The organism is Pseudoalteromonas rubra (assembly GCF_005886805.2).
Classification (GTDB): Bacteria; Pseudomonadota; Gammaproteobacteria; order Enterobacterales; family Alteromonadaceae; genus Pseudoalteromonas; species Pseudoalteromonas rubra_D.
Window position 1 is genome coordinate 2,102,606 of sequence record NZ_CP045429.1, and the last position, 23,691, is coordinate 2,126,296.

At 46.1% G+C, this 23,691-nt stretch carries 13 protein-coding genes; all 13 read left to right on the top strand.

The features are described 5' to 3' along the window. Positions 1-5 precede the first annotated feature (5 nt). The 13 genes from CWC22_RS09080 to CWC22_RS09140 all read left to right on the top strand — a co-directional run bounded on the left by CWC22_RS09080 (position 6) and on the right by CWC22_RS09140 (position 23,684). Positions 6-1,373 carry a DUF1329 domain-containing protein gene (locus CWC22_RS09080; RefSeq protein ID WP_138536654.1) on the top strand — a complete coding sequence of 456 codons (1,368 nt, stop codon included), beginning with the start codon at positions 6-8 and terminating at the stop codon, positions 1,371-1,373. A 109-nt stretch (positions 1,374-1,482) separates the two neighbouring features. After that, positions 1,483-2,481: a WD40/YVTN/BNR-like repeat-containing protein gene (locus tag CWC22_RS09085; RefSeq protein ID WP_138536656.1), complete on the top strand. Its 999-nt coding sequence runs from the start codon at positions 1,483-1,485 to the stop codon at positions 2,479-2,481. Further along, positions 2,481-4,811: an efflux RND transporter permease subunit gene (locus tag CWC22_RS09090; protein WP_138536658.1), complete on the top strand. Its 2,331-nt coding sequence runs from the start codon at positions 2,481-2,483 to the stop codon at positions 4,809-4,811. The genes CWC22_RS09085 and CWC22_RS09090 overlap by 1 nt, the downstream gene beginning before the upstream one ends. 202 nt (positions 4,812-5,013) lie before the next feature. Further along, positions 5,014-9,852, top strand: coding sequence for an NAD-glutamate dehydrogenase (locus CWC22_RS09095; protein ID WP_138536660.1), 4,839 nt, complete (start codon positions 5,014-5,016; stop codon positions 9,850-9,852). A 254-nt stretch (positions 9,853-10,106) separates the two neighbouring features. Beyond that, positions 10,107-11,117, top strand: a complete 1,011-nt coding sequence (pyrD, locus tag CWC22_RS09100; RefSeq protein ID WP_125559293.1) for a quinone-dependent dihydroorotate dehydrogenase — start codon at positions 10,107-10,109, stop codon at positions 11,115-11,117. A gap of 242 nt (positions 11,118-11,359) precedes the next feature. Beyond that, positions 11,360-11,890, top strand: a complete 531-nt coding sequence (locus CWC22_RS09105; protein ID WP_138536662.1) for a cell division protein ZapC domain-containing protein — start codon at positions 11,360-11,362, stop codon at positions 11,888-11,890. Positions 11,891-12,001: 111 nt separating this feature from the next. Then, positions 12,002-14,113: a bifunctional 23S rRNA (guanine(2069)-N(7))-methyltransferase RlmK/23S rRNA (guanine(2445)-N(2))-methyltransferase RlmL gene (gene rlmKL / locus CWC22_RS09110; protein WP_125559297.1), complete on the top strand. Its 2,112-nt coding sequence runs from the start codon at positions 12,002-12,004 to the stop codon at positions 14,111-14,113. Then, positions 14,106-14,336 (top strand): glutaredoxin family protein, encoded by a 231-nt coding sequence (locus CWC22_RS09115; RefSeq protein WP_010386060.1) that lies wholly within the window; start codon positions 14,106-14,108, stop codon positions 14,334-14,336. Before rlmKL ends, CWC22_RS09115 begins: the two co-directional genes overlap by 8 nt. 1 nt (position 14,337) lies before the next feature. Beyond that, on the top strand, positions 14,338-16,251 hold the full coding sequence (locus CWC22_RS09120; protein WP_138536664.1) for an ABC transporter ATP-binding protein: 1,914 nt from the start codon (positions 14,338-14,340) through the stop codon (positions 16,249-16,251). Positions 16,252-16,262: 11 nt separating this feature from the next. Continuing rightward, complete coding sequence (locus CWC22_RS09125; RefSeq protein ID WP_138536665.1) at positions 16,263-17,984, top strand: DUF3466 family protein; 1,722 nt, start codon at positions 16,263-16,265, stop codon at positions 17,982-17,984. 287 nt (positions 17,985-18,271) lie between these two features. Next, entirely contained in the window at positions 18,272-18,439 is a 168-nt protein-coding gene (locus tag CWC22_RS09130) for a hypothetical protein (protein WP_171044995.1), read from the top strand. Positions 18,440-18,884: 445 nt separating this feature from the next. After that, complete coding sequence (locus tag CWC22_RS09135) at positions 18,885-22,046, top strand: glycosyl hydrolase family 18 protein (protein WP_138536667.1); 3,162 nt, start codon at positions 18,885-18,887, stop codon at positions 22,044-22,046. 48 nt (positions 22,047-22,094) lie between these two features. Then, the gene (locus tag CWC22_RS09140; protein WP_138536669.1) at positions 22,095-23,684 is read left to right on the top strand and encodes a lytic polysaccharide monooxygenase; all 1,590 of its coding nucleotides are present in this window, start codon (positions 22,095-22,097) and stop codon (positions 23,682-23,684) included. The last annotated feature ends 7 nt before the right edge of the window (positions 23,685-23,691 follow it).

Sequence of the window (23,691 nt, forward strand, 5' to 3'; positions counted from 1 at the left end):
TCAATATGTTTAGAAAACCTACTATGCTTGCTGCAACAATTATAACAATGATGGCAGCACCGGGTGCATTTGCAAAAATGGCCCCTGAAGAAATTGCGCGTTTAGGCGCGGATCTGACTCCAATTGGTGCAGAAAAAGCAGGCAATGCCGATGGTAGTATTCCAGCCTGGACCGGTGGGATCACTAAGCCACCTGCGGGTTATAAAGTGGGCATGCACCATCCTGATCCTTTTGCAGATGATAAAATCTTGTTCACTATTGATAAAACCAATCTGGATAAGCATAAAGATAAGTTGAGCCCGGGACAGGTTGCTTTGTTCAATACCTACCCAGACACGTTCAAAATGCATGTTTACCCAACTCGTCGTAGTGCTGCATATCCACAGTTTGTTTATGATGCAACTAAAAAGTACGCTGCAACAGCGCAGTTGATTGAAGATGGTAATGGGATTAAAGACACAGCAATTGGTATTCCTTTTCCTATCCCTAAAGACGGTTTAGAAGCTATCTGGAATCACCTGCTACGCTATCGTGGTTTGTCAATCGCGCGTTATGGTGGCCAGGCGATGCCAACTGCATCAGGCTCTTACAACATCATCGGTTTTGATGAGCAGCTGTTAGTAAAATATTCAGATCCTGATGCGACACCTGCTGAGTTAAAAGAGTCTAATGTTCTGTTTAAGTTCAAGCAGAAGGTAACTGAGCCTGCGCGTTTGGCCGGAACCGCACTACTGGTACATGAAACAATGGACCAAATCCTGACTCCTCGTCAGGCGTGGACTTATAACACTGGTCAGCGTCGTGTACGCCGTGCGCCAAACGTTGCTTATGACGCACCGGGAACTGCATCGGACAGCCTGCGTACTACTGATGACTTTGATATGTTCAACGGGTCGCCGAACCGTTATAACTGGACTTTGAAAGGTAAGCAGGAGCTTTACATTCCGTACAATAGCTACAAATTGCACAGTGATAAACTGAAGTACGACGATATTCTGATGGCCGGTCACGTTAATCCTGAACATGTACGCTACGAGAAACATCGTGTTTGGGTAGTTGAAGCAAACCTGAAAGAAGGCACGCGCCACATTTATAAGAAACGTGTTTTCTACATTGATGAGGATAGCTGGCAGATCCACGTTGCAGATTTGTATGATAACCGCGATCAAATGTATCGCGTAGCTATGGCCCATGGCCTGAACTACTATGATGTGCCTACTCATTGGAGTACGCTGGATGTTTACCATGATCTGAACTCTCGCCGTTACTTGGCTATTGGTCTCGACAACGAAGAGAAAATGTACGACTTCAGCCAGTCATTCCAGGACAATGAGTTCACACAAAGCGCTTTACGTCGCGAGGGCAGACGATAAGCACAGCTGCCGGTTAATTCCGGCACAGTACTACTTCTCAGGGACTGTGTTGGCAGTCCCTGAATTTGCACTTCCTATTCTCTCTCACACTAATTATCGAGTACTCATCATGATTAAGAAGTTAGTCGCAACCACGATTGCAGTGATGGCAATGCAAAGTGATGCAGTAGCCGCAGCTTCTGATGCATTAATGGTGGCACATCCTCAGCGTACACTATTAACAGATATCAGTTATACCGGTGCGCAGCTGGTAGCAGTTGGCAAGCATGGCACCATAGTGACCAGCAAAGATGGTAAAACCTGGCAGCAGGCTCAAGTGCCGGTGCAAAGTTTACTGACATCAGTGACGTTTGCCAGCGAAAAAAAAGGTTGGGCGTGTGGTCATGACGCAACCATTTTACACACAGAAGATGGCGGGCAGAGTTGGTTAATTCAGCAACATTTGCCTGATATCGAAAAACCGTGTCTGGATATTACTTTTGCCAATGAGCAAATTGGCTATGCTGTTGGTGCTTACGGCATGATGTATGAAACGACAGATGGCGGAAAAAACTGGACTAAGCGTTTTATTGATGCTTTTGTCCACCCCGATGATGTGACCTATCTGGCGGAGCTAAAAGCAGATGATCCGGCGGCTTATGAAGATGAAACCGCATTTATCCTGCCGCATTTCAACACTTTGCTGATTGATGGCTCACAGTATTTATTAGCCGGCGAGATGGGCTTATTCGCTGTCAGTGATGATGCCGGGAAAAACTGGCGTAAGTTACCTGAGTTCTATGCAGGTTCTCTTTTCACTATTAGCAAAACAGCAGATGGCCGGGTAGTCACAGCCGGGTTACGTGGAAACGCATTTGTCTCTGACGCCGCGTTATCTCAGTTCCAGCGTCTGGCATTCAACAAAACTGCTACCATTAATCAGGTATTGACGGTTGATGATCAACAATACTTGTTTGCGAACAGTGGCGTTATTCACACACGTACCGAAACAGGTCTGTCTAGTGAGCAGTTGAAAAATGGTAAATCTATTATGGCCGGCGTTATGTTCGATGGACAATTGGTGCTGGCAACGGAAAACGGGATCCAGATAGTAGAGGTTAAACACTAATGCAGTCATTGTTAAACCAACTTGTTTACGTTGTTTTCAGACATCGTGTTGCGATGATTATACTCTTCATCATAGCAACTCTGTTCTTAGGCTATCGCGCAACACAGATCCAGCTTGATGCATCTTTCAATAAAAATATTCCGCTAAATCATGAGTATATGAAGGTATACCTGAAACATGAAAAACAGTTTGGCGGTGCGAACAGCATTCTGATATCCGTCTGTGATGCAGATGGAGATATTTTTAATCCAGAATTCTTTACTCAGTTAAAAGCAGTACATGATCAGCTTTATTTTATTCCTGGCGTGAATCGCCCGCTGGTTAACTCTATTTTTGCGCCCAGCGCCCGCTTTGTTGAGGTTGTGGAGGACGGTTTTGCGGGTGGTCCTATTATTCCTGCTAACTTTTCTGCCGATGAGGCAGGCCTGGCTGTGGTTAAGCAAAACATCGAGAAAGCCAAAGTTGTGGGCCGCATGGTCGCCAGCGATTATTCTTGTGCGATGGTCACAGCGCAACTAATGGAAATTGATCCTCAAACGCAGGAAAAGCTCGATACGTTGGCATTTGCGAAGAAACTGGAAAGTGAAATTCGCGAGCCACTTAGCACGGATAAAGTATCTATCCATATCATTGGCTTTGCGAAAATGGCGGGTGATATTGCAGATGGAGCAAAAGGGGTAATTCTGTTCTTCGCAGTTGCGATTCTGTTCACGTTTGTGATGGTTTGGTTATTCTGTAAGAGTTTCAAACTGACTTTATTGCCTATTATGTGCTCCTTGATTGCCGTGGTGTGGCAAATGGGCCTACTTACTGTTCTGGGTTTTGGGTTAGATCCTATGTCTATTCTGGTGCCATTCCTGGTCTTTGCAATTGGCGTGAGTCATGGTGTGCAGATGATCAATGCGATCGGCAAAAAGGTGGCTGAAGGCGTTAGTAGCAAAGTGGCGGCTGAGGCGAGTTTCAAGGCGCTGTTAATCCCCGGTGGTATTGCCTTGCTGTCAGACACCGTAGGCTTCTTAACGTTACTAGCTATCGACATTGGCATTATTCGTGAGCTGGCAATCACCGCAAGTTTGGGTGTGGCCGTGATTATTTTCACTAACCTGATCCTGCTGCCAGTGCTGGCGTCTTACTATAACTCGAGCAAAATACATCGTGTTGATGACGGTAATTCGTTCAGTAATAAGCTATTCACCACGATGCGTGAAGCGCTAGTGAAAACGACAGATAAGCGCGTTGCACGGATCATCTTGCTGGTCAGTGCGATTCTATTTGGTCTTGGCTACTGGCAATCTCAGCATATGCAAATAGGTGATTTGCATGCGGGTGCACCCGCGCTTCATGAAGACGCTCGCTACAATCAGGATACTTTCCTGATCTCAGACCGGTATGCCATTTCATCTGATATTCTCAAAGTGTTGGTTGAAGCCTATCCTGCGGCCTGCACAGAGCACGATACAATGGACAGGATTAGTCGTTTTCAGTGGCGCGTTGAGAACTTGCCAGGCGTCCAGTCTGCAGTGTCTCTGAGCTCAGTCGCGCAATCTGTGAATGCCGGTTATAACGAGGGCAATCTCAAGTGGCAAACATTACCGCGTAATGGCGCATCACTGGTTCAGGCTACGTCGCGAGTTGAAACAAGCACAGGTTTGTTAAATGGTGATTGTTCTGTGATGCCTATTATTATCTTCATGGCTGATCACAAAGCCCAAACCATAGATAATGTAGTCACGCAGATAAAAGCGTTTGCACAGGAAGAGGGCACCGATACGGTACAATTTAAACTGGCTTCTGGCCCCATTGGTGTTATGGCCGCGACCAATGAATCTGTATCTGAAGCACAGTTACCCATGATGATCTACGTATATGGGGCTGTTATCGTTCTGTGCTTGATTAGCTTCAGAAGTGTACGTGCGACCATCGCTGTGGTTTTACCTTTGTATATCGTATCTACTCTGGCACAAGCCTTGATGGTTAAACTCGAAATTGGCTTAACTGTATCAACTTTACCTGTTATCGCCTTAGGTGTGGGTATAGGTGTCGATTACGGTATTTATATTCTCTCTTCTATGATGACGCAGCTTAAGCAAGGCGTGCCACTTGCTTATGCATATCGTAACGCCTTGGCCGAAAGAGGGAGTGCAGTACTCTTTACAGGGATTACTTTGGCAATTGGTGTCAGTACCTGGATTTTCTCAGCACTCAAATTCCAGGTGGATATGGGGATATTATTAACCTTTATGTTCCTCGTTAATATGCTGGGCGCCGTTTTATTATTACCTGCAATAGGAACCTTAATCTGGACAGACCAGAAAAAAAAGTGTGAATAAAAGTGCTTATAAATGGCCGGATTCGGCCATTTATATCTATATTTAGTGAATATCTGACCAACCAGCTGAAAAGGCTATAATGTTTTCGTCGAAAAGGCTTTTTATTAGCGCCAGAAAGGTTAAAATTCACATGACTCCACGCTAATAAATGGCTGTACAAATAATCTACCGTTCAAAGGTGGTATAGATTAAGGAACACATAATGACACAAAATGAAGGTCCAGCGTCAGTTATCCTGGATAACGTCACCAAGCTGATCCACAAAAAAGTTCATGCCGAAAACGTGTCGCTCGTTGAAACTTTTGCCAAAGCCTTGTACAGCAATATGTCTAAAGAGGACTTGGCACATCGTAACGACAGCGACTTATACGGAGCCGCATTGAGTCTTTGGAATTCTCTGGAAAAGAATGCCAATGACGATGCGGTTATTCGCGTTTTTAACCCTGAAGTAGCCAAAGATGGTTGGCAATCCTCTCACACGATCGTTGAGATCATCGCGAAAGACATGCCGTTCCTGGTTGACTCGGTACGCATGGCACTTAGCCGCAAAAATATCGTGTCTCACTTACTGTTACACAGCCCGCTTAAAGTAAAGCGCGATGGTGACAATAAGATTACGGCGCTTTCAAACCTAAAAACCGAGCAGGAATCCTCATCGACAAAAACTGTTTTCTTCATTGAGATTGATCGTCAGACTGACGCAAAAGCAATGAAAGAGTTCACCGAAGAACTGGAATCAGTGTTGAAAGATGTGTCTGTAGCTGTAGAAGACTGGAAGCCTATCCGAGATAAATTGGTTGCGGTCAGTAAAGAGATACCGACGCGTCACCATGACTGCTCACAGGCAGAAGTCAATGAAGCAGTTGAGTTCCTTGAATGGTTATCTTCAGATAACTTCACCTTTATGGGCTACCGTCAGTACGACCTAGTGCCTGTTCAGGGTGATCATGAACTGCGCGCCGTGCCAGACACCAGCCTGGGTTTGATGAAAAACTCGAGCCATGACGGCGGCCGCTTACTGTCTGAGCTACCAGAAGTCGCACGTAAAGAAGCTCGCAGCAAAAATCTACTGATTTTAACTAAGACTAATTCACTGTCTCGTGTTCATCGTCCAGCCTATATTGATTATGTGGGTATCAAGCGCTTTGACGAGCAGGGCAACGTTATTGGTGAAGACCGTTTCATCGGTTTATTCTCATCGAGCTTCTACAATAACAGCGCAGCAGATGTGCCAGTTCTTAAGAGTAAGATCCAGCGCATTATGGAGCAGTGTGACTTTGCACAAGGGACACACGCGTATAAAGCTGTGCTTAACTTGCTGGAAACTTATCCGCGTGATGAGTTGGTGCAGGCGCGCGAAGTCGAGCTATTGGAAGTAGCAACTGGCGTATTGCAAATTCAGGAACGCGACATGTGTCGTTTGTTCGTTCGCCGTGATGTATACGGGCGTTTCTTTTCATGCATGGTCTATGTACCGCGTGAGCGCTATAACACAGCACTACGTCGTGAAACTCAAAAACTGTTGGCAGATGCATTTAAGTCCAATGAAAAAGTTGAGTTTACGACCTTTTTCTCAGAGTCCACACTGGCGAGAACGCATTACATCGTACGTGTGGCAGATAACAGTATTAAGTACAACGTGAAAGACATTGAAAACAACCTGGCAGAAGCCGCTCGCACTTGGGAAGACAAACTACAATCAGCACTGCTTGGTAGCAATGGCGAAACCCGCGGTAATGAGCTAAACCGTAAATATGCCAACGCGTTCCCACACTCATACAAAGATCAAGTGTTACCAAGTGCCGCTGTGGTCGATATTGAGAAGCTGGAGCAGCTAAGCGATGAGAAAAAGCTGGAAATGCTTTTCTATCGTCCGCAGGAAGAATCGAACAGCGAAATCGTTCGTTTGAGCTTGTTCCACAAAGACGTACCAATTCACCTGTCTGACGTTATGCCAATGTTGGAAAACTTTGGTCTTCGCGTGATTGGTGAAACGCCCTATGCGATCAAGAGTAGCGACGGTCAGGTAAACTGGATCATGGACTTCTCCATGATGATCGACTCAAAAGGGATTGCAGACTTTGATAAAGTGTCAGCCCGTTTCCGTGCTGCACTGACTAACGTTTGGAATAACCGTCTTGAGAGCGATGGTTTCAATCGCATGGTTCTGCTGGGTGGCATGACCGGACGTGAAGCGTCAATTCTGCGTGCGTATGCTAAGTATATGCGTCAGATTGGTGTGACATTCTCGCAGTCATACATCGAAAATACCTTTGAGCATTACCCGCACATTGCAGCACAAATTGTTGAGCTGTTTGTGAAGAAGTTCTCACCAGCGAAAAAAGCGGCTGAGAAGACGCTTGAGAAACTGATCGAGAAAATTTACCTGGAGCTCGAAAACGTTGCTAACCTGGATGATGACCGCATCATTCGCATGTATGTTGACATGATCAACGCCACCTTGCGTACCAACTTCTATCAAAAAGAAGCGGACGATAGCAACAAATCTTATATTTCATTCAAGATCAACCCGCATGCGATCCCTGAGATGCCTCTGCCGCTGCCTGCGTATGAAATCTTCGTTTATTCACCTCGTGTAGAAGGTGTACATTTACGCGGTGGTAAAGTAGCACGTGGTGGTCTGCGTTGGTCAGATCGTCGTGAAGACTTCCGTACTGAGGTACTGGGTCTGGTTAAAGCGCAACAGGTTAAAAATACGGTAATCGTTCCTGTCGGCTCAAAAGGTGGTTTTGTTTGTAAGCAACTGCCAAACGATCGTGAAGGCTTCTTTAAAGAAGGTCAGGAATGCTACAAGATGTTCATCCGTGGCCTGTTAGACATCACAGATAACATCATTCATGGCGACATCATTCCACCGGTTGACGTAGTTCGTCACGACGAAGATGACCCATATCTGGTTGTTGCAGCCGATAAAGGAACAGCCACATTCTCTGATATTGCCAACGGTATTGCTGAAGAGTATAACTTCTGGCTAGGCGACGCATTCGCTTCTGGTGGTTCAATTGGTTATGACCACAAGAAAATGGGTATCACTGCGAAAGGTGCGTGGGAGTCGGTTAAGCGTCATTTCCGAGAAATGGACATTGACTGTCAGACAACTGATTTTACAGCGGTTGGTATCGGCGACATGGGTGGTGACGTATTTGGTAATGGTATGTTGCTGTCTAAGCACATTCGCCTGCAGGCAGCCTTTAACCACATGCATATCTTTATCGACCCGAACCCGGATGCAGCATCGTCTTATGTAGAACGTGATCGTCTATTCAACTTGCCTCGTTCAAGCTGGGAAGACTACAACAAAGAGCTTATCTCTGAAGGTGGTGGTGTATTCTCTCGTGCAGCTAAGTCAATCACATTGACCGCTGAGATGAAGAAAATGATTGGCACTAAAAAAGCCAGCATGACACCAAATGAGCTGATTAAAGCGCTACTTAAAATGCCTGCTGACCTTTTATGGAACGGTGGTATCGGTACTTACATTAAAGCTAAGTCTGAATCCAATGCAGATGTAGGTGACCGTGCTAATGACGGTTTGCGTATCGATGGTTCTGAACTGGGTGCGAAAATCTTCGGTGAAGGTGGTAACCTGGGGGCAACTCAGCTGGGTCGTATCGAGTTTGCTGAGAAGGGCGGACGCATTAACACCGACTTTATCGATAACGTTGGTGGTGTGGCGTGTTCGGATAACGAAGTAAACATCAAGATCTTGTTGAATGGTCTTGTTGCTGAAGGTGACTTGACTAAGAAACAGCGTGATGAACTTCTGTATGCCATGACTGATGAAGTATCTGAGCTGGTACTGGCAGACTGTTACCGTCAAACACATACGCTGTCTATCACTAAGTCGAAAGGCCCGGCAACACTGAAAGAGAAAATTCGCTTTATCCATGCATTGGAAAAAGATGGTAAGCTTGACCGTACGATAGAGTTTTTGCCTACTGATGAAGAACTCGCAGAGCGTGCTGCGGCAGGGTCAGATCTGACTCGTCCAGAGCTGTCTGTGTTAGTCTCTTACTCTAAAATGGTGTTGAAGGAGTCTCTGGTTGTTGATGAGATTTCAGAGAATCCATACTATCGTCAGCTGTTAGTAAATTCATTCCCAATCCCACTGCGTGAGCGTTTTAACGCGGCAATGGATAACCACCCACTGCGTAAAGAGATTATTGCAACTAAACTTGCGAATAATATCGTTAACGACATGGGTCTAAACTTCATGATCCGTATGCACGAAGAAACTGGTGCAACGGAAGCCGAAATTGCGCTGTGTTACTCAATTGCCAGTGAAATTTTCGAAATGAAAGAGACCTGGCAGTCAATTGCAGCATTGGATAACCATATTCCATCAGCAGTACAGACTGAAATGTTGTATCAGTTGCGTCGTACAGTACGTCGCACGACACGTTGGTTCCTGCGTCACCGCAACAAAGGTATGACGATTGAAGAAACCATCGCGTTCTTTGCGCCGACCTTTGCTGATCTGAGCAATAACCTGAACAACTACATGGTTGAAGATGAAAGTGCACGTTTGACAGAAAAAGCCGATGCGCTTGTCGCACAAGGTGTACCAGAGCAAATTGCTATGCGTATCGTTTCTCTGTCTAGTCTGTTCTCTGTAATGGATCTGGCTGAAGTAGCAGCAAACGCCGGTCGCGCGATTGATGTGGTGTCAAACACCTACTTCAAACTGGGTGCGAATATGGGTCTGCACTGGTTCCTGGATCAGATCACTGCACAACCTGTCGCTAACCACTGGCAGGCTCTGGCGCGTGCATCTTACCGTGAAGAGCTGGACTGGCAGCAACGTGCTTTGTCTGAAGTTGTATTGAACAGCTTTGAGGGAGACGACCATGATGTTGATTCACTGATCAATCAGTGGATGGAAAATCAGTCTACCTTGTTGCTACGCTGGCAACAGATGCTGGCTGAGTTCAAGACCTCACAAAGCCATGACTTTGCGAAGTTCTCAGTGGCATTGCGTGAGCTGATGTTGTTGAGTCACAACTGTGACACTTCCAAATAGAAAATAACCCGTTAAAATACCCCGGCATTGCTGGGGTATTTTTTTATCTCAGATTTGAAATTGATACTGAATTGGTTCATTAGATGAGCCACTTTGAGGCAAGAAAATCCTGTCGATAATCTGGCAATAATTTAGCTGTTTAGTGTACAAAACAAGAGGTTTTTAACACAGTTAGCGGCAGGTTTTATTCTTTAAATTGGTTATGCATTAATGCTGATTGGTGTCATACGTTACTAGGAACTTAAGGAGTCTCCATGTTTTATGATTTAGCGCGTCGCTATATGTTCAGTAAAGATGCCGAGTGGGCTCATGATTTCGCACTCGGAAATTTACGCCGCTTCGCGAATACCCCATTAAGTATGGCCTGGTCACAGTCACTTCCAAAGAAACCGGTTAATTTCCTTGGCCTGGAATTTGACAACCCGGTTGGGTTAGCTGCGGGACTCGATAAAAATGCAGAATGCATTGATGCATTCAGCCAGATGGGATTTGGCTTTATTGAGGTGGGAACGGTCACACCAAGACCTCAGGCAGGTAACGAAAAACCACGGATCTTCAGGTTGCCTGAAGCGAACGCAATTATTAACCGGATGGGCTTCAATAATAAAGGGGTCGACAACCTGGTTAACAATGTAAAAGCAGCGCGTTATAACGGGATCCTGGGTATCAACATCGGTAAAAATAAAGATACGCCGAACGAGCAGGGCAAAGATGACTACATTCACTGTATGCGCAAAGTGTTTGAGCATGCATCTTATATTACCGTTAATATATCGTCACCCAATACACCGGGTTTGCGCGACCTGCAATATGGCGAAGCATTGGATGACTTGCTGCAAAGTTTAAAGAACGAGCAAATCGACCTCATCGAGAAGCATAAAAAGTCAGTACCAATGTTGGTAAAAATCGCACCCGATGTTGACGCTGTACAGTTGCAGCAAATTGCCGAGTCATTAGTTAACAACCGTATTGATGGTGTTATTGCAACTAATACAACCTTATCAAGAGAAGCGGTTAAAGGGTTAGAGCACGCTGAAGAAGCCGGTGGCTTATCGGGTCGTCCGGTACGTGAAAAATCCACACAAGTTGTTAGTGAATTGAAACGAATGACTGAAGGTAAACTGCCTATTATTGGTGTTGGCGGGATCGACAGCGCTGCTGCGGCAAAAGAAAAGCTCAATGCAGGCGCAGATTTAGTACAGGTTTACACTGGCTTTATCTATGAAGGACCTCAGTTGATCAAAAAGATCCTCACTGAGATCTAACTAGCTGTTTTATAAGCTTATGAAATAGTTTGTAATTATTTTGAAATATACAGGCGAATTCTTGAGCTAATGCGAAAAACGATCTCTTCTTTGTGGAAAAGATCGTTTTTTCCTTATAAAGATCATTCATATAGCGCGATGATCTAAAACAATTTGTTATTACAAAAATTTTTACACAGTGATAATTCGCGATATACTTCTTTACAGGCATACGCACATAACACATTGATATTGGGAGGTCCATTTTGCAAGCATCCAAAGAGTGGCGTTGGATTAGATGTAGCCACAGAAACAGACTGCTTGTTGACTTGGGCGAGGACCTTCAGTTGTGTACGCCATTTCGCTTGAGGCAGTTAACCGAAGATTCCCTTCATAGCGTCGATTTGAGTGTCGACGAAGCCGCTTTTTATCGTAATGTGTATGATTATTTGCTTGGTTTTAAAGTCTGGTCTGAACCTCAGTGCTGTCAGATAGCGCTTAATGCAACAGCAGCAAAATTCCATCTACTTCCCGTTCAGGCCAAAAGTTGGTTTTTCACGTGTTACAACGGGGGCCAACCCTTGTGCGAAGCTGTGGTTACTCTCCAATCAAGATGCCAGTCAGGTGAATTCCTGATAGTCGATCATAACCAGGAAACCAGCATGTGTATCAACCTGACTCAGGGTTTTATGCTGGATGAGAACATCGAGCTGGAGCAATTTCAGGCCATCAAGGTACTGAATGACAGAGTGCACCCTCTGATCCAGGCACATAAGTTGATCCAAACAGCCTGACAGGGCAGCTTCTCATTTTTATCATGCGCCAACGCGTACACCCACTCTGATATCCCAGTCTGTCACTTGCTGTGTTATACTCGCTGCAATTGAAATTATTGAGTATTTACATTGCAGTTTATCGCCTTAACGTCCATTGGAATTGAAAACCTGTTGCTTGAAGAACTTCAGTCTCAGGGACTTGAAGTCGTCAAGCAAAGTGTTGGTTCGGTCCGCTTCACTGCGGATAGCCTGGCTGTTCAAAAATTCTGTATGACAACGCGTTTTGCCACGCGTGTCATGATGCTGATTGATGAACATGAAGACATCAACAATAAAGATGATTTGTACAAGTTTGCGCGTTTTCAGGGCTGGCAGGAGTGGTTTGGTCCAAAGCAAACGTTTGCGGTTGAATTCAATGGCACTAACCGGGAACTAAAAAACACTCAGTTTTCCGGTCTAGTCATCAAAGATGCCATTGTGGATTATTTTCAGGATCTGTACGAGCAACGTCCGTCTGTTGATAAACAAGAAGCCAATGTGCGCGTTATCGCCAAGCTCAATAAACAGAAAATTGCATTATATATCGACTATTCAGGCCCGCGCTTGTCTGACAGAGGGTACCGAACCAAGCAAGGTCGGGCACCGATCCGGGAGAACCTGGCAGCGGCTCTCGTAAAACGAAGTGGCTGGCTGAGTGATACCTCTAAGCCATTATTTGACCCGTGTTGTGGTTCCGGCACGTTATTGATTGAGGCGGCCAGTATGGCCCTGAATGTCCCAGCTAATCTGAATAAAGATTTTGCCTTCAAACGTTTGCCTGGTTTTCGTGATGCCAAATTTAAAGAGCTTAAAGCTGAATTGAAGCAGGCACAGCTGGATAAACCTTTATGGATCATCGGTCAGGACATTGATGCGCAGGTGCTCGATACAGCCAGAGGAAATGCTAAACGTGCCGGGCTTGAGCAATATATTCGCTTTAACGACGGAGATGCCAGCCAGCTGACTTGTGTCGCTAAGCGTCCAGGCACGTTATTAAGTAACTTGCCTTATGGTGAGCGCCTGGGTTCTATGGCTGAGCTGATTAACCTGTACCGGGGGATGGGCGAGCGCTTTAAAAAGCACTATAAAGATTGGTCATTGGCATTACTTGGCACAGATGAAGCGCTGTTTAAAACACTTAAGTTGTCGTCTAAAAAGCGCTACAAATTTAAAAATGGTCCACTCGACGTGTCCCTCTATTTGTATGATATGGATGAACGTCAGGTAGCGCAAAATGAACAAGTAGGGGCACTGCATTTCGAGCAGTCTCGAGCCTTCGCAAATCGGGTTAAAAAGAACAAGCAAGCTTTGAAAAGCTGGCTCAAGAAAGAGCAAGTCGAGGCCTACCGTGTCTATGATGCCGATATTCCAGAATATAATGTAGCAGTCGATGTCTATGGTGACAGTGCCGTCGTATTTGAGTACGCAGCACCTAAAGAAATTGATGAACTGGTTGCCAATAAGCGTCTTCAAGACGTGATCACGCTTACCGCCGAAACCTTGGATATTGACCCTTCTAACATTGCGGTTAAAGTCCGTAAAAAGCAAAAAGGTCAGGAACAATATAATGCACTCAGTAAGCAAAACCGAGTGCAAGTCGTTGAAGAGTTTGGTGCTAAATTCAAAGTAAACTTGTTTGATTATCTGGACACCGGGCTGTTTTTAGATCATCGTCTGGCAAGACGATATATTCAGCAAAATGCTAAGAACAAGCGTGTTCTTAACTTGTTTGCTTATACAGGGAGCGCTTCGGTTCATGCGGCACTTGGTGGTGCAAAAGCGGTGACGACAGTGGACATGTCTAAGACTTATCTGAAGTGGGCAGAAGAAAACTTTGCCTTAAATGAGCTGCGTAATCCTCGGTTTAGGTTTGAACAGGCAGACTGTCTGAAATGGCTTGAGCATGCGCAAGGTCAATATGATCTTATCTTTCTTGACCCGCCAACTTTCTCGAATTCAAAGCGGATGAAAGAGGTTTTTGATGTCCAGCGCGATCATATTCAGTTGCTTGAGTGGGTCAAAAAAATTCTCAGTCCTGGCGGTACCTTGTTATTCTCCAATAACAAACGGGGTTTTAAAATGGATGAGGTGGGTTTGATGGGGCTCGGCCTGAAAGCCGAAAATGTGTCAGATCAGACCTTGTCGCCGGATTTTAAGCGTAACAAGCAAATTCATAATAGTTGGTTGATCACTCATGGCTAAGCTCACTCTGTTTTATACCGATGGCTGTCACCTGTGCGAGCAAGCCTATGAATTGGTGTTACGTTGTGTTGCCAGCGATGCAGTGCAGCATCAGGACATTGTGGAAGATCCGCAACTGATGGCTGAATACCAGACTTCTATTCCCGTACTTAAGTCAACAGATAGCGCCAGAACTTTGTTTTGGCCCTTCACAGAACAAGATATAAAAGAGTTGTTAAAGTAAGATGGATTTAATCAGAATTGCACGGGCCCAACTGGCTTTTGGTACTCATCCCCTGTTAGATCAGGCAGATGCAGTCATTGAAGCAGGTGAACGGGTCTGTATTGTCGGGCGCAACGGTGCCGGTAAGTCAACCCTACTCAAAGTTCTGGATGGCCAGGTCCACTTGGACGATGGTGAAATCAACCAGGTCTCGGGACTTAAAGTGTCTCGCCTTGAACAGGACCCGCCAAAAGGAGCGCAGGGCAGTGTATTCGATTATGTGGCTGGGGGTCTTCCCAATATTGCCCAGCTGTTGATTGATTATCACAATGTCAGCGAAGCGTTGCAAACTGATCACTCTAGTAGCTTATTGAGCCGTCTCGAACGTTTGTCCGCAGATATTGAAGCCCAGGATGCATGGCGTTTCGAAAGTCGTATCAAGCTGGTGCTGACGCAGTTGCAACTGGCCGCTAATATGAAACTCGAAAAGTTATCAGGCGGTTGGCTACGCAAAGTGGCTCTGGCTAAGGCTTTGGTGAGTGATCCAGATCTGTTACTGCTTGATGAACCAACCAACCACCTGGACATGAGTAGTGTTGAGTGGCTTGAGCAGTTTTTAAAAGAATTCAAAGGCGGCATTGTTTTTATTTCGCACGACCGGGCATTTATTCGCGGTGTTGCAACGCGGATACTCGACTTAGATCGTGGAAAGCTGGTCTCTTATCCGGGCGATTATGCCAAATATCTTGAGCAAAAGGCGCACGACCTCAAAGTAGAGGAAGCACAAAATGCCTTGTTCGATAAAAAGCTAGCGGAAGAAGAGACCTGGATCCGTCAAGGGATAAAAGCACGACGTACCCGCAACGAGGGACGAGTCAGAGCTCTAAAAGCACTGCGGGTTGAACGTAAGCAGCGTGTTGAACAAGTTGGTAAGACCGACTTTAACATTGAATCGGCGGAGCGTTCAGGGAAACTGGTCTTTGAGGCGCAACACATTGGTCATGCTTTTAAAGATAAGCGCATTGTTGATGAATTCTCGACCTTGGTTATGCGTGGTGATCGGGTTGGCTTAATTGGTCCAAACGGGGTCGGTAAAACGACGTTACTGAAAATTTTATTTGGTGATATCTCTCCCGATAAAGGTAAGGTGAAGCAAGGCGTCAACCTTGAAGTGGCCTATTTTGACCAGTACCGGGAAAAACTGGATGAGGAAAAAACGGTTCAGGACAATGTCGCCGAAGGGAAACAAGAAGTACAAATGGGTGGTCGTAGCCGGCATGTACTGGGTTATCTGCAAGACTTCTTGTTTCCTCCTGCACGCGCTCGTACCCCGGTTAAGGCGTTATCGGGGGGAGAAAAGAACCGTCTGTTGCTGGCTAAGTTGTTTCTAAAACCTTCGAATGTTCTGGTACTGGATGAGCCGACCAATGACTTGGATATTGAAACACTTGAGTTACTTGAAGAGATCATCAATCAGTATCAGGGGACTATCCTGATTGTCAGCCACGACAGGGAGTTTATTGATAATACCTGTAACAGTGTTTGGGCATTTGAAGGTAATGGCAAGGTGACTGAGATCGTAGGTGGCTTTAGTGATTTTGAAGCGTACCGATCGCAGCAGGAGGCACAGAAAAAAGCGCTGGAAAAACTCGACAAAGAGAAACAACAAGCAAGCGATAACAAAAAACCTGCCAATAAAAACAAATCAGGCAAATTAAGCTACAAATTAAAGCTTGAACTGGAAGCATTGCCGGGTAAAGTAGAGGCTCTGGAAAACGAGCTGGAAGAGCAGCAAAACCTGGTGAATTCGCCGGAGTTTTTTAAGCAAGATCCTGAAACGACCCAAACCGCGTTGAACCAATTGGCTGACCTTGAGTCCAAGCTTGAAGCCGCGTTTGAGCGTTGGGAAGAATTAGAAGCATTACAGAATCAGTAGTAAGGATTGAAATGAAATATTCACTTATGGCCGCCAGCATTATTTTCGGCCTATCTGGTCAAGCGATTGCCGCGACCTACAAACTCACTGAATTACCAACCAGCGACATTGGCAAAATGCACTATGTCACGGATGTCAATGAAAGCGGTGACGCCATTGGCCGCGTGACAGGTTTATTTAATTTGCCAGTCGACATTAGCTATATAGACTTTCAAGACAACTCGATCACTAGCTATTACGACTCATACAAAAGAATTTTGGAAAACAGAGATGAGACTATTTCGTTCACTCTGGATGATATAGAAAATGGCGATGCGCTTTCAACAGACGCTGAAGCACATAACTTTATGCTGGGTTACTTATCATCTGGTACACAAAGTGCCAGTGCTGAATTCCAAAAAATCAGTTCAGTCGCCGGGCTCGAATTCACAGGTACCAGTGTTAACCTGGTTGATATATTCGATATAGAGTCGCCCGACTATGCGGGTCTGACACGTTCCGTCAGTAATTCGATGACCGCTGTAGCGGCTGATGGCACTGTGGTTGGCTGGGGCTCTGCGCCTTTTAAAAAGATTACTTTCACGCCAGAGGGTGAAAGCGAGGCAAAAACCTATTTTGTTCGCGACTGGCATGCACGCGCAATAGTAATATCTCCGGGTGGTAAGCGAGTAACTTTAGAGCCTGAATTCACTGAATATGGTGGCTACAGTATCGCGACAGATATTACACTGACCGATGAGGGAAATTATCTGGTGGTCGGTCAGGCATCAGTAGGTTTGCCTGAAAACAGCCAAACTACGATCACTGACAATTGTGATGATAAAGACGAGCCTGAAGCGGTTTGTATCTGGCGTCAGGGGCGGGGGGTCTATGATCTGCGCGCTTACCAATGGACGCTGGATAAAGACTTCAATGTCATTGAAGCAAAAAACCTGGGTATTGGTTTGGAGCGTAAGGACGATGAAGACAATCCATTCTACAGTTCGGCGTATGCTATTAACAAAGCGGGTATTGCTGTAGGTAAGTCCAGAGTCAGGATCGACGATAGCCTTAAGGCTTTCGAAGAGCCAGGCTATTATCAGGATGGTCAGTTTTTCACTTTACGAGAGCATGATGACTTTTATCAGACAGGGTATGCTCTGGATATCAATGACAACAATGTGATTGCGGGATACGTAGGCAGACAAAACCAGGGCACCTTATTTGAAGTGAATGGGTTTTACTACGACATGAATGATAAAGAGTTGGTAGAGATCCCCAGTTATTTCAGCGGCTCAGACACATTCGTCAGAGACATTAACAACGCCGGTTATATGGTTGGTGAAGGCGAAACTGAGAAAAACGTTTCTAACTCTCGCAGTGAAGCATTCATGTATAAGATCGGTGACGAAAAGCTGACTAATATCAATGACCTACTACCTTGCAAGAGTGACGATTTCCCATACACTGTATCTGAAGCGATCCGTATAACGGATGACAATACGATATATGCAGTTGCAACCAAAACGGTGACAAAGCTGGACTCTTTTGGGAATGTAGATAAAGACTCTGATGGCAACGAGGCATCAGAATCAGTTGTGGTGCCTGTGGTGCTGACTAAAACGGGTAGTACAGAGCTCAGTGAATGTGTTGCACCGGAAACAGAGACGTATGAGCGCCAGTCTGCTTCTCTGAGCTGGTTGTCTTTACTTGCACTTCCTCTGCTGTGGGTACGTCGCAGACGCCAGAAATAATCTATCCGAGGCATACATTAGTATGCCTCGCGTCTTCTTTGGTCACAGCTGCTTCTGGATATTCCCCGCCCGGATACTGCTTTGACGGTCTTTTTTGCTTAAAAATGCGCTCATCATAGGTCATGCAGATTTAACCTGGCTGACACAGTCTCTTTCCTTCACCTTAATTGGACCTGCTTACCCAGGCTTATCGAACAGATGACTACGCCTGTCTGACTCGATACTTTTGTGACTTCTTGCACTTATACCAATTTCACTTAATACCTGTTCAATTTGAAGGAGCAAATATGACGCTAACGGCGTTAAAAGTTTCTCATTTAGAACCTTATGCCTTAGACATAGATTCACAAATTTTTAGCCTCGCCTATATGGATGTAGGTGCCTTAGCGATAGCAGGACGCGGGAGTGGTGTTATTGACTCTATTTTCTCTCTTCAAAATAGAACTCTTAAATAAGCAAATTGGTATTATGCGCAGGCTTTGAACAATGTTTATTCTTTGATAACACCTTATTTTTGTAAATATTTCGTATTGAACTATGCAGTAAACACTGCATTAACTCATTATAAAGTGCTTAATGATAAGAATTTAGTCATCCTTACGGCTGTTCTTACCAGTGCTGATTGTAAATGTATTGATACATTATGGAACCTTCCAAATACCTTGGCATTCATAAATATGCAACAAATAAATAATCTTATTAGTTATCATATATATAGTGATAATTTGTATTGATGTTGATGTGTTTCAAACAATAAAAATGTACTAGATTATTATTATTACCTAGTCACTTGTTATGTTTTTTTGTCTCGATAAACTTCATCCGCCTGCATCTGGGATAGAGATGTAATGAAGTTCTATTGATGTCAGGTAAAAAATAAAAACAAGTGAGGATGCATTTATGCAACTAGTTAACATAAAAAAGCCAGCTGTTAAACTCAGCGCAATAGCGCTGGCATTAATGGCACACCACGCGAGTGCGGCGGTGGATTGTAGTGGGATACCTCAGTGGCAGGCCGGACAGGTATATACATCTGGCCAGCAAGTGCAACAAGATAACATAGCTTACCGGGCAAATTGGTGGAACCGTTCATCACCTAAACTTCGCTCTGGCCAATGGCAGGAGTGGCGCAAACTGGGAGAGTGTCTGGGTGATGAGCAACCTAATCAATCACCTGTGATTGACATGGAACTGCCTGGCAGTGATATGACAGTAAAAGAAGGCGAAAAGCTTCAGTTCGTTTTCAGTGCACATGACAGTGATGGCATCGTCAGACAGGTTTCTGTGTATCACAATGATGCTTTGGTTAAAGTACTGGACGAGGCTCCATACGTGCTCAACTGGAAGGCACGTGTCGGGGATCACGTTTTCCATGCTGTTGCAATTGATGACGATGGCGCAAAGTCAGTATCGGCAAAGCGCACTGTTAAAGTAGCAGCATTACCGCCGGAAGAAAAAAATACCGCACCTGTCTCACGCCTCACAGCTGAATTGCCCAGCGAACTCGAGGTGGGTAACCTGGTCCGACTTACACTGCGAACTCATGATAAAGAAAATGACCGCTTAACTCAGGTACTAACGTTAAATGGTCAAGAGATCATGCGTACTGAGCTTGCACAAGCGCATTACGAATGGTCAGCCACATCGGCCGGGCGTCATGAGTTTACTTTGCAGGCAACGGACGAGCACGGCCTGGTGTCGGAAACAATAACGCGTACTTTTACTGTGAAAGCGTCAGGTGATGATCAAGCCAGTCAGTTGGACTGTTTACCTGCCGGACTATATCGCACACCCGGCGTAACCAGTGCTTACTGTGATGTGTACGATAGCGAAGGCCGAGAGAAAATGGGAGCTGATCATCCACGCCGCGTGATTGGGTACTTTACCAGCTGGCGGCATGGTAAAAATAATCAGCCAAGCTATCTGGTCAATGACATCCCCTGGGACAAGATCACCCATATTAACTATGCCTTTGCCCATGTAAACAGTCAGAACGAACTGAGTATTGGTGACCCTAAAGCTGAAGGCAACGCTGCGACCAATATGACCTGGCCGGGCGAGGCGGGTGCTGAAATGGACCCAAGCCTGCCTTATACCGGACATTTCAACTTGTTAAACCGCTACAAAAAGCAGTATCCACACGTCAAAACAATGATTTCTGTGGGTGGCTGGGCTGAAACAGGCGGTTACTTCGATGAAACCGGGACGCGCGTTAACAGTGGCGGGTTTTACACTATGACCACCCATGCCGATGGCAGTGTGAATCATGATGGGATACAAGCGTTTGTTGCCAGCTCTGTGGCGTTCTTACGCCAGTACGGGTTTGATGGTCTGGACATTGACTACGAATATCCGTCGTCAATGAAAGACTCGGGCCACCCTGAAGATTTTGACATTAGTAACCAGCGCCGTGCTGGCCTGAATAAGTCATATCAGGTGCTGATGAAGTCTTTGCGTGAAGCGCTGGACAAAGCGGGTGAGCAGGATGGTAAGCACTACATGCTGACCATAGCGTCTCCTTCTTCAGGTTACCTGTTAAGAGGCATGGAAACTTTTCAGACTGCACTGTATCTGGATTTTGTGAACATCATGAGTTACGACCTGCACGGTGCCTGGAATGACCATGTTGGCCACAACGCGCCTTTGTATGACACCGGTAAAGACACTGAACTGAAAACCTGGAATGTATATGGCACCAAAGAGTTTGGTGGAATTGGCTACCTCAACACAGACTGGGCCGTGAATTATTTCAGAGGTGTATTACCAGCCGGGCGGATCAACATAGGTATTCCTTATTACACCCGTGGATTTAAAGATGTGCGTGGTGGTGAAAATGGTCTTTGGGGTCGTGCGCCATTGCCTGATCAAAACGCCTGTCCGAAGGGAACAGGGATTGGTGAGAAGAACAAGTGTGGTAATGGTGCCATTGGCATCGACAACCTATGGCATGACATAGAAAATGGCCAGGAAGTCGCTGCCGGGTCGAACCCCTTATGGCACGCAAAAAACCTGCAACATGGTATTAATCCGAGTTATCTGAGTGACTATGGCCTGACACCTGCTACCGATCCGGATGATGTGCTGCGAGGCGACTATGTGCGGCATTACGATGACATCGCTGTCGCCCCCTGGTTGTACAACGCACAAAAGAAAGTCTTCCTGTCGATGGAAGATACAGAATCCATGCAGACCAAGCTTGATTATGTGCTTGAAAAAGGCCTGGGTGGCGTGATGTTCTGGGAGCTGGCCGGCGACTTTGACTACCATGCAGATAAAGGTGAGTACTTCATGGGCTCGACTATGACCAGTCTCGCCTACAACACCTTCAATCAAAATGGCACAGACTACGCGACAGTGCAGGGTGATGCAGAATTTGTTGTGCCTGAGTCAGCGGTTGATATCCGTTTTAACGCCAAAGATTTCCCGGTTGGCGATCAGAATTACCCAATCAGACCTACATTCCAGTTTACCAACCACTCGGAGCTGGACCTGAGCGGGGCGACAATCAGCTTTAATGTGCCAGTCTCAACCTCTGCGATCTTCAAGTCTAACTGGAATGCCCGTAAAAAGCTGGGCATGAAAGTAGAGCATGATGCCAGCAATGCACGCGGTAACAACATTGGAGGCTTTGACAACGCATTCCATCGCTTCTCAATTACCCTGAAAAACGAGTGGGGCGGTCAGCTGGAGTCGTTTAAACCAGGCGAGACCGTGAATGCTCAGGTTATGTACTACATGCCGATCACAGGGCCGGTTAATTTTGTCATTGAAAAAGGTGGCAAACAATACGCCTTCAGTAGCGAATATCCTCAGTTGCCTGTAGCGAAAAAATCGGATGACACTTCCGGTGGTAACCCACCATCCGGCACGCTTTGCGAGGGGGTTGAACTGAGTAATATCAATCATTACCCACAGTGGCCGCGTACTAACTGGGCCGGCACACCGAGCCATGCGCTCGGTGGCGATATGCTGATCCACAACGGTTACGTCTACAAAGCCAAGTGGTGGACCAATGCCACGCCGTCCAATGGTGGCGCCTGGCAGCAGGTTTGTTCGCTGTAATCCTCAATAAATGGCGGTGGCATACTTGCCACCGCAGGAGATAACCCTATGAAATATAATAAAACCCTATCGGCTATCGCCGTGGGGATGAGCTTGGCTGCTGCCAATCAGGCATTCGCACATGGTTATATGGACTTTCCTAAGGCCCGTCAGGCGATTTGTCAGGAGCAGGGCGGATTCTGGTGGCCAAAAGATGGCTCCAAGATCCCCAATGCTGCCTGCCGTGCCGCATTTTTGAATTCCGGTCATGTACAGTTTATTCAAAAGCATGAATTCGCTGCCAATACGGCAAATTTTAACGACCAAAGCGCGGTTGAGGCGAATATTCCTGATGGCACTTTGTGTCATGCCGGCGATAAAAACAAAGCGGGCATGGGTTTACCTTCAAAAGACTGGCAGACAACCCCAGTGACGGTCGATAGTCAGGGACAAGTTAAAATTCGTTATCGGGCTACAACGCCACACAATCCCAGTTTTTGGCAGTTTTATCTGACCAAGCCGGGTGTTGATTTTAAAAACAAAGCACTTAGCTGGGTTGATCTTGAACTGGTGCAAAGCCATGGCAATATCGATTTTTTTATGGCACCCGATGGTAAACGTTACTATGAAATGAAAGTCGCTATTCCCGAGCGCTTTTCGGGGGATGCGATCCTTTACAGCCGCTGGCAGCGGGACGATGTAGTCGGAGAAGGTTTTTACAACTGTAGTGACATTATCATTGTCAGGGGATCAGAACCTCAGCCACCGCAAAGCTGGCATAGCGCCGGGTACTATCTGCGTCAGGGCCAGCAAGCGCATGTTGGTGATACCGTTTGGATGCGAGTATTCGACAGCAATGGTAAAGAGTTGATCCAGGAAAAGCTTACTATTACTGAGGCTCATCACACCAACTGGCCTGCATATTTTGCGACTCAGCTCAATGAGGCGTTTGCTTCACTGCTGCGTATCGGCGTGCAGGATGAGCATGGCAACATTCAGTTTGATGAAACCAGCCTGGCGAGTAATCAGGTTTTTGTCACTGATCAGACGCATAGCTTCAACCTCAGTATTGTGGCTAAACCTGCGAATACACCCCCTACGGTACACACGCCAGCAATACTGACCGTACAGGAGGGGCAAAGCGCTCATTTGCACGTGCATGCTTTCGATGATCAGCAAAGCACACTGCATTTTGACTGGCAGCTACCGGCTCAGATCAGTTACTCCGGCACTGGCTCGACTATCACAGTCAAGGCTCCACAGGTTGATAAAGACACGCAGTTCAGTGGCAGGGTTACCGTTTCTGACGGACAGCTAAGCACCTCTGTCAATGTGGTCATTGCCGTGACTAACCAGGACAACACACCAACACCACCCAATAGTGACGCCTGGCAGGCGGATAAGGTTTATACCGGCGGAGACATTGTCAGTTTTAACGGTAGCCAATACCGCGCCAAGTGGTGGGTTCGCGGACAGCGGCCAGACAGCAGCCATGCCTGGGAGCGGATCGCGTCACCTTCTGAACCGCAAGACCAATGGCAAGCCTCGGTCGCATACGCGGGTGGTGCAGTGGTGCGCTATCAGGGGGAACGCTATCAGGCCCGTTGGTGGACCCGAGGTCAGCAACCCGGCAAGCACAGTGTGTGGAAAAAACTATAACAATTTG

What these genes read in the sequence shown, in the direction of transcription:
- pyrD (WP_125559293.1), top strand. Translation starts at nt 10,107, where the DNA reads ATGTTTTATGATTTAGCGCGTCGCTATATGTTCAGTAAAGATGCCGAG.
- CWC22_RS09140 (WP_138536669.1), top strand. Translation starts at nt 22,095, where the DNA reads ATGAAATATAATAAAACCCTATCGGCTATCGCCGTGGGGATGAGCTTG.
- CWC22_RS09080 (WP_138536654.1), top strand. Translation starts at nt 6, where the DNA reads ATGTTTAGAAAACCTACTATGCTTGCTGCAACAATTATAACAATGATG.
- CWC22_RS09095 (WP_138536660.1), top strand. Translation starts at nt 5,014, where the DNA reads ATGACACAAAATGAAGGTCCAGCGTCAGTTATCCTGGATAACGTCACC.
- CWC22_RS09135 (WP_138536667.1), top strand. Translation starts at nt 18,885, where the DNA reads ATGCAACTAGTTAACATAAAAAAGCCAGCTGTTAAACTCAGCGCAATA.
- CWC22_RS09120 (WP_138536664.1), top strand. Translation starts at nt 14,338, where the DNA reads ATGGATTTAATCAGAATTGCACGGGCCCAACTGGCTTTTGGTACTCAT.
- CWC22_RS09090 (WP_138536658.1), top strand. Translation starts at nt 2,481, where the DNA reads ATGCAGTCATTGTTAAACCAACTTGTTTACGTTGTTTTCAGACATCGT.
- CWC22_RS09085 (WP_138536656.1), top strand. Translation starts at nt 1,483, where the DNA reads ATGATTAAGAAGTTAGTCGCAACCACGATTGCAGTGATGGCAATGCAA.
- CWC22_RS09125 (WP_138536665.1), top strand. Translation starts at nt 16,263, where the DNA reads ATGAAATATTCACTTATGGCCGCCAGCATTATTTTCGGCCTATCTGGT.
- CWC22_RS09130 (WP_171044995.1), top strand. Translation starts at nt 18,272, where the DNA reads ATGACGCTAACGGCGTTAAAAGTTTCTCATTTAGAACCTTATGCCTTA.
- CWC22_RS09115 (WP_010386060.1), top strand. Translation starts at nt 14,106, where the DNA reads ATGGCTAAGCTCACTCTGTTTTATACCGATGGCTGTCACCTGTGCGAG.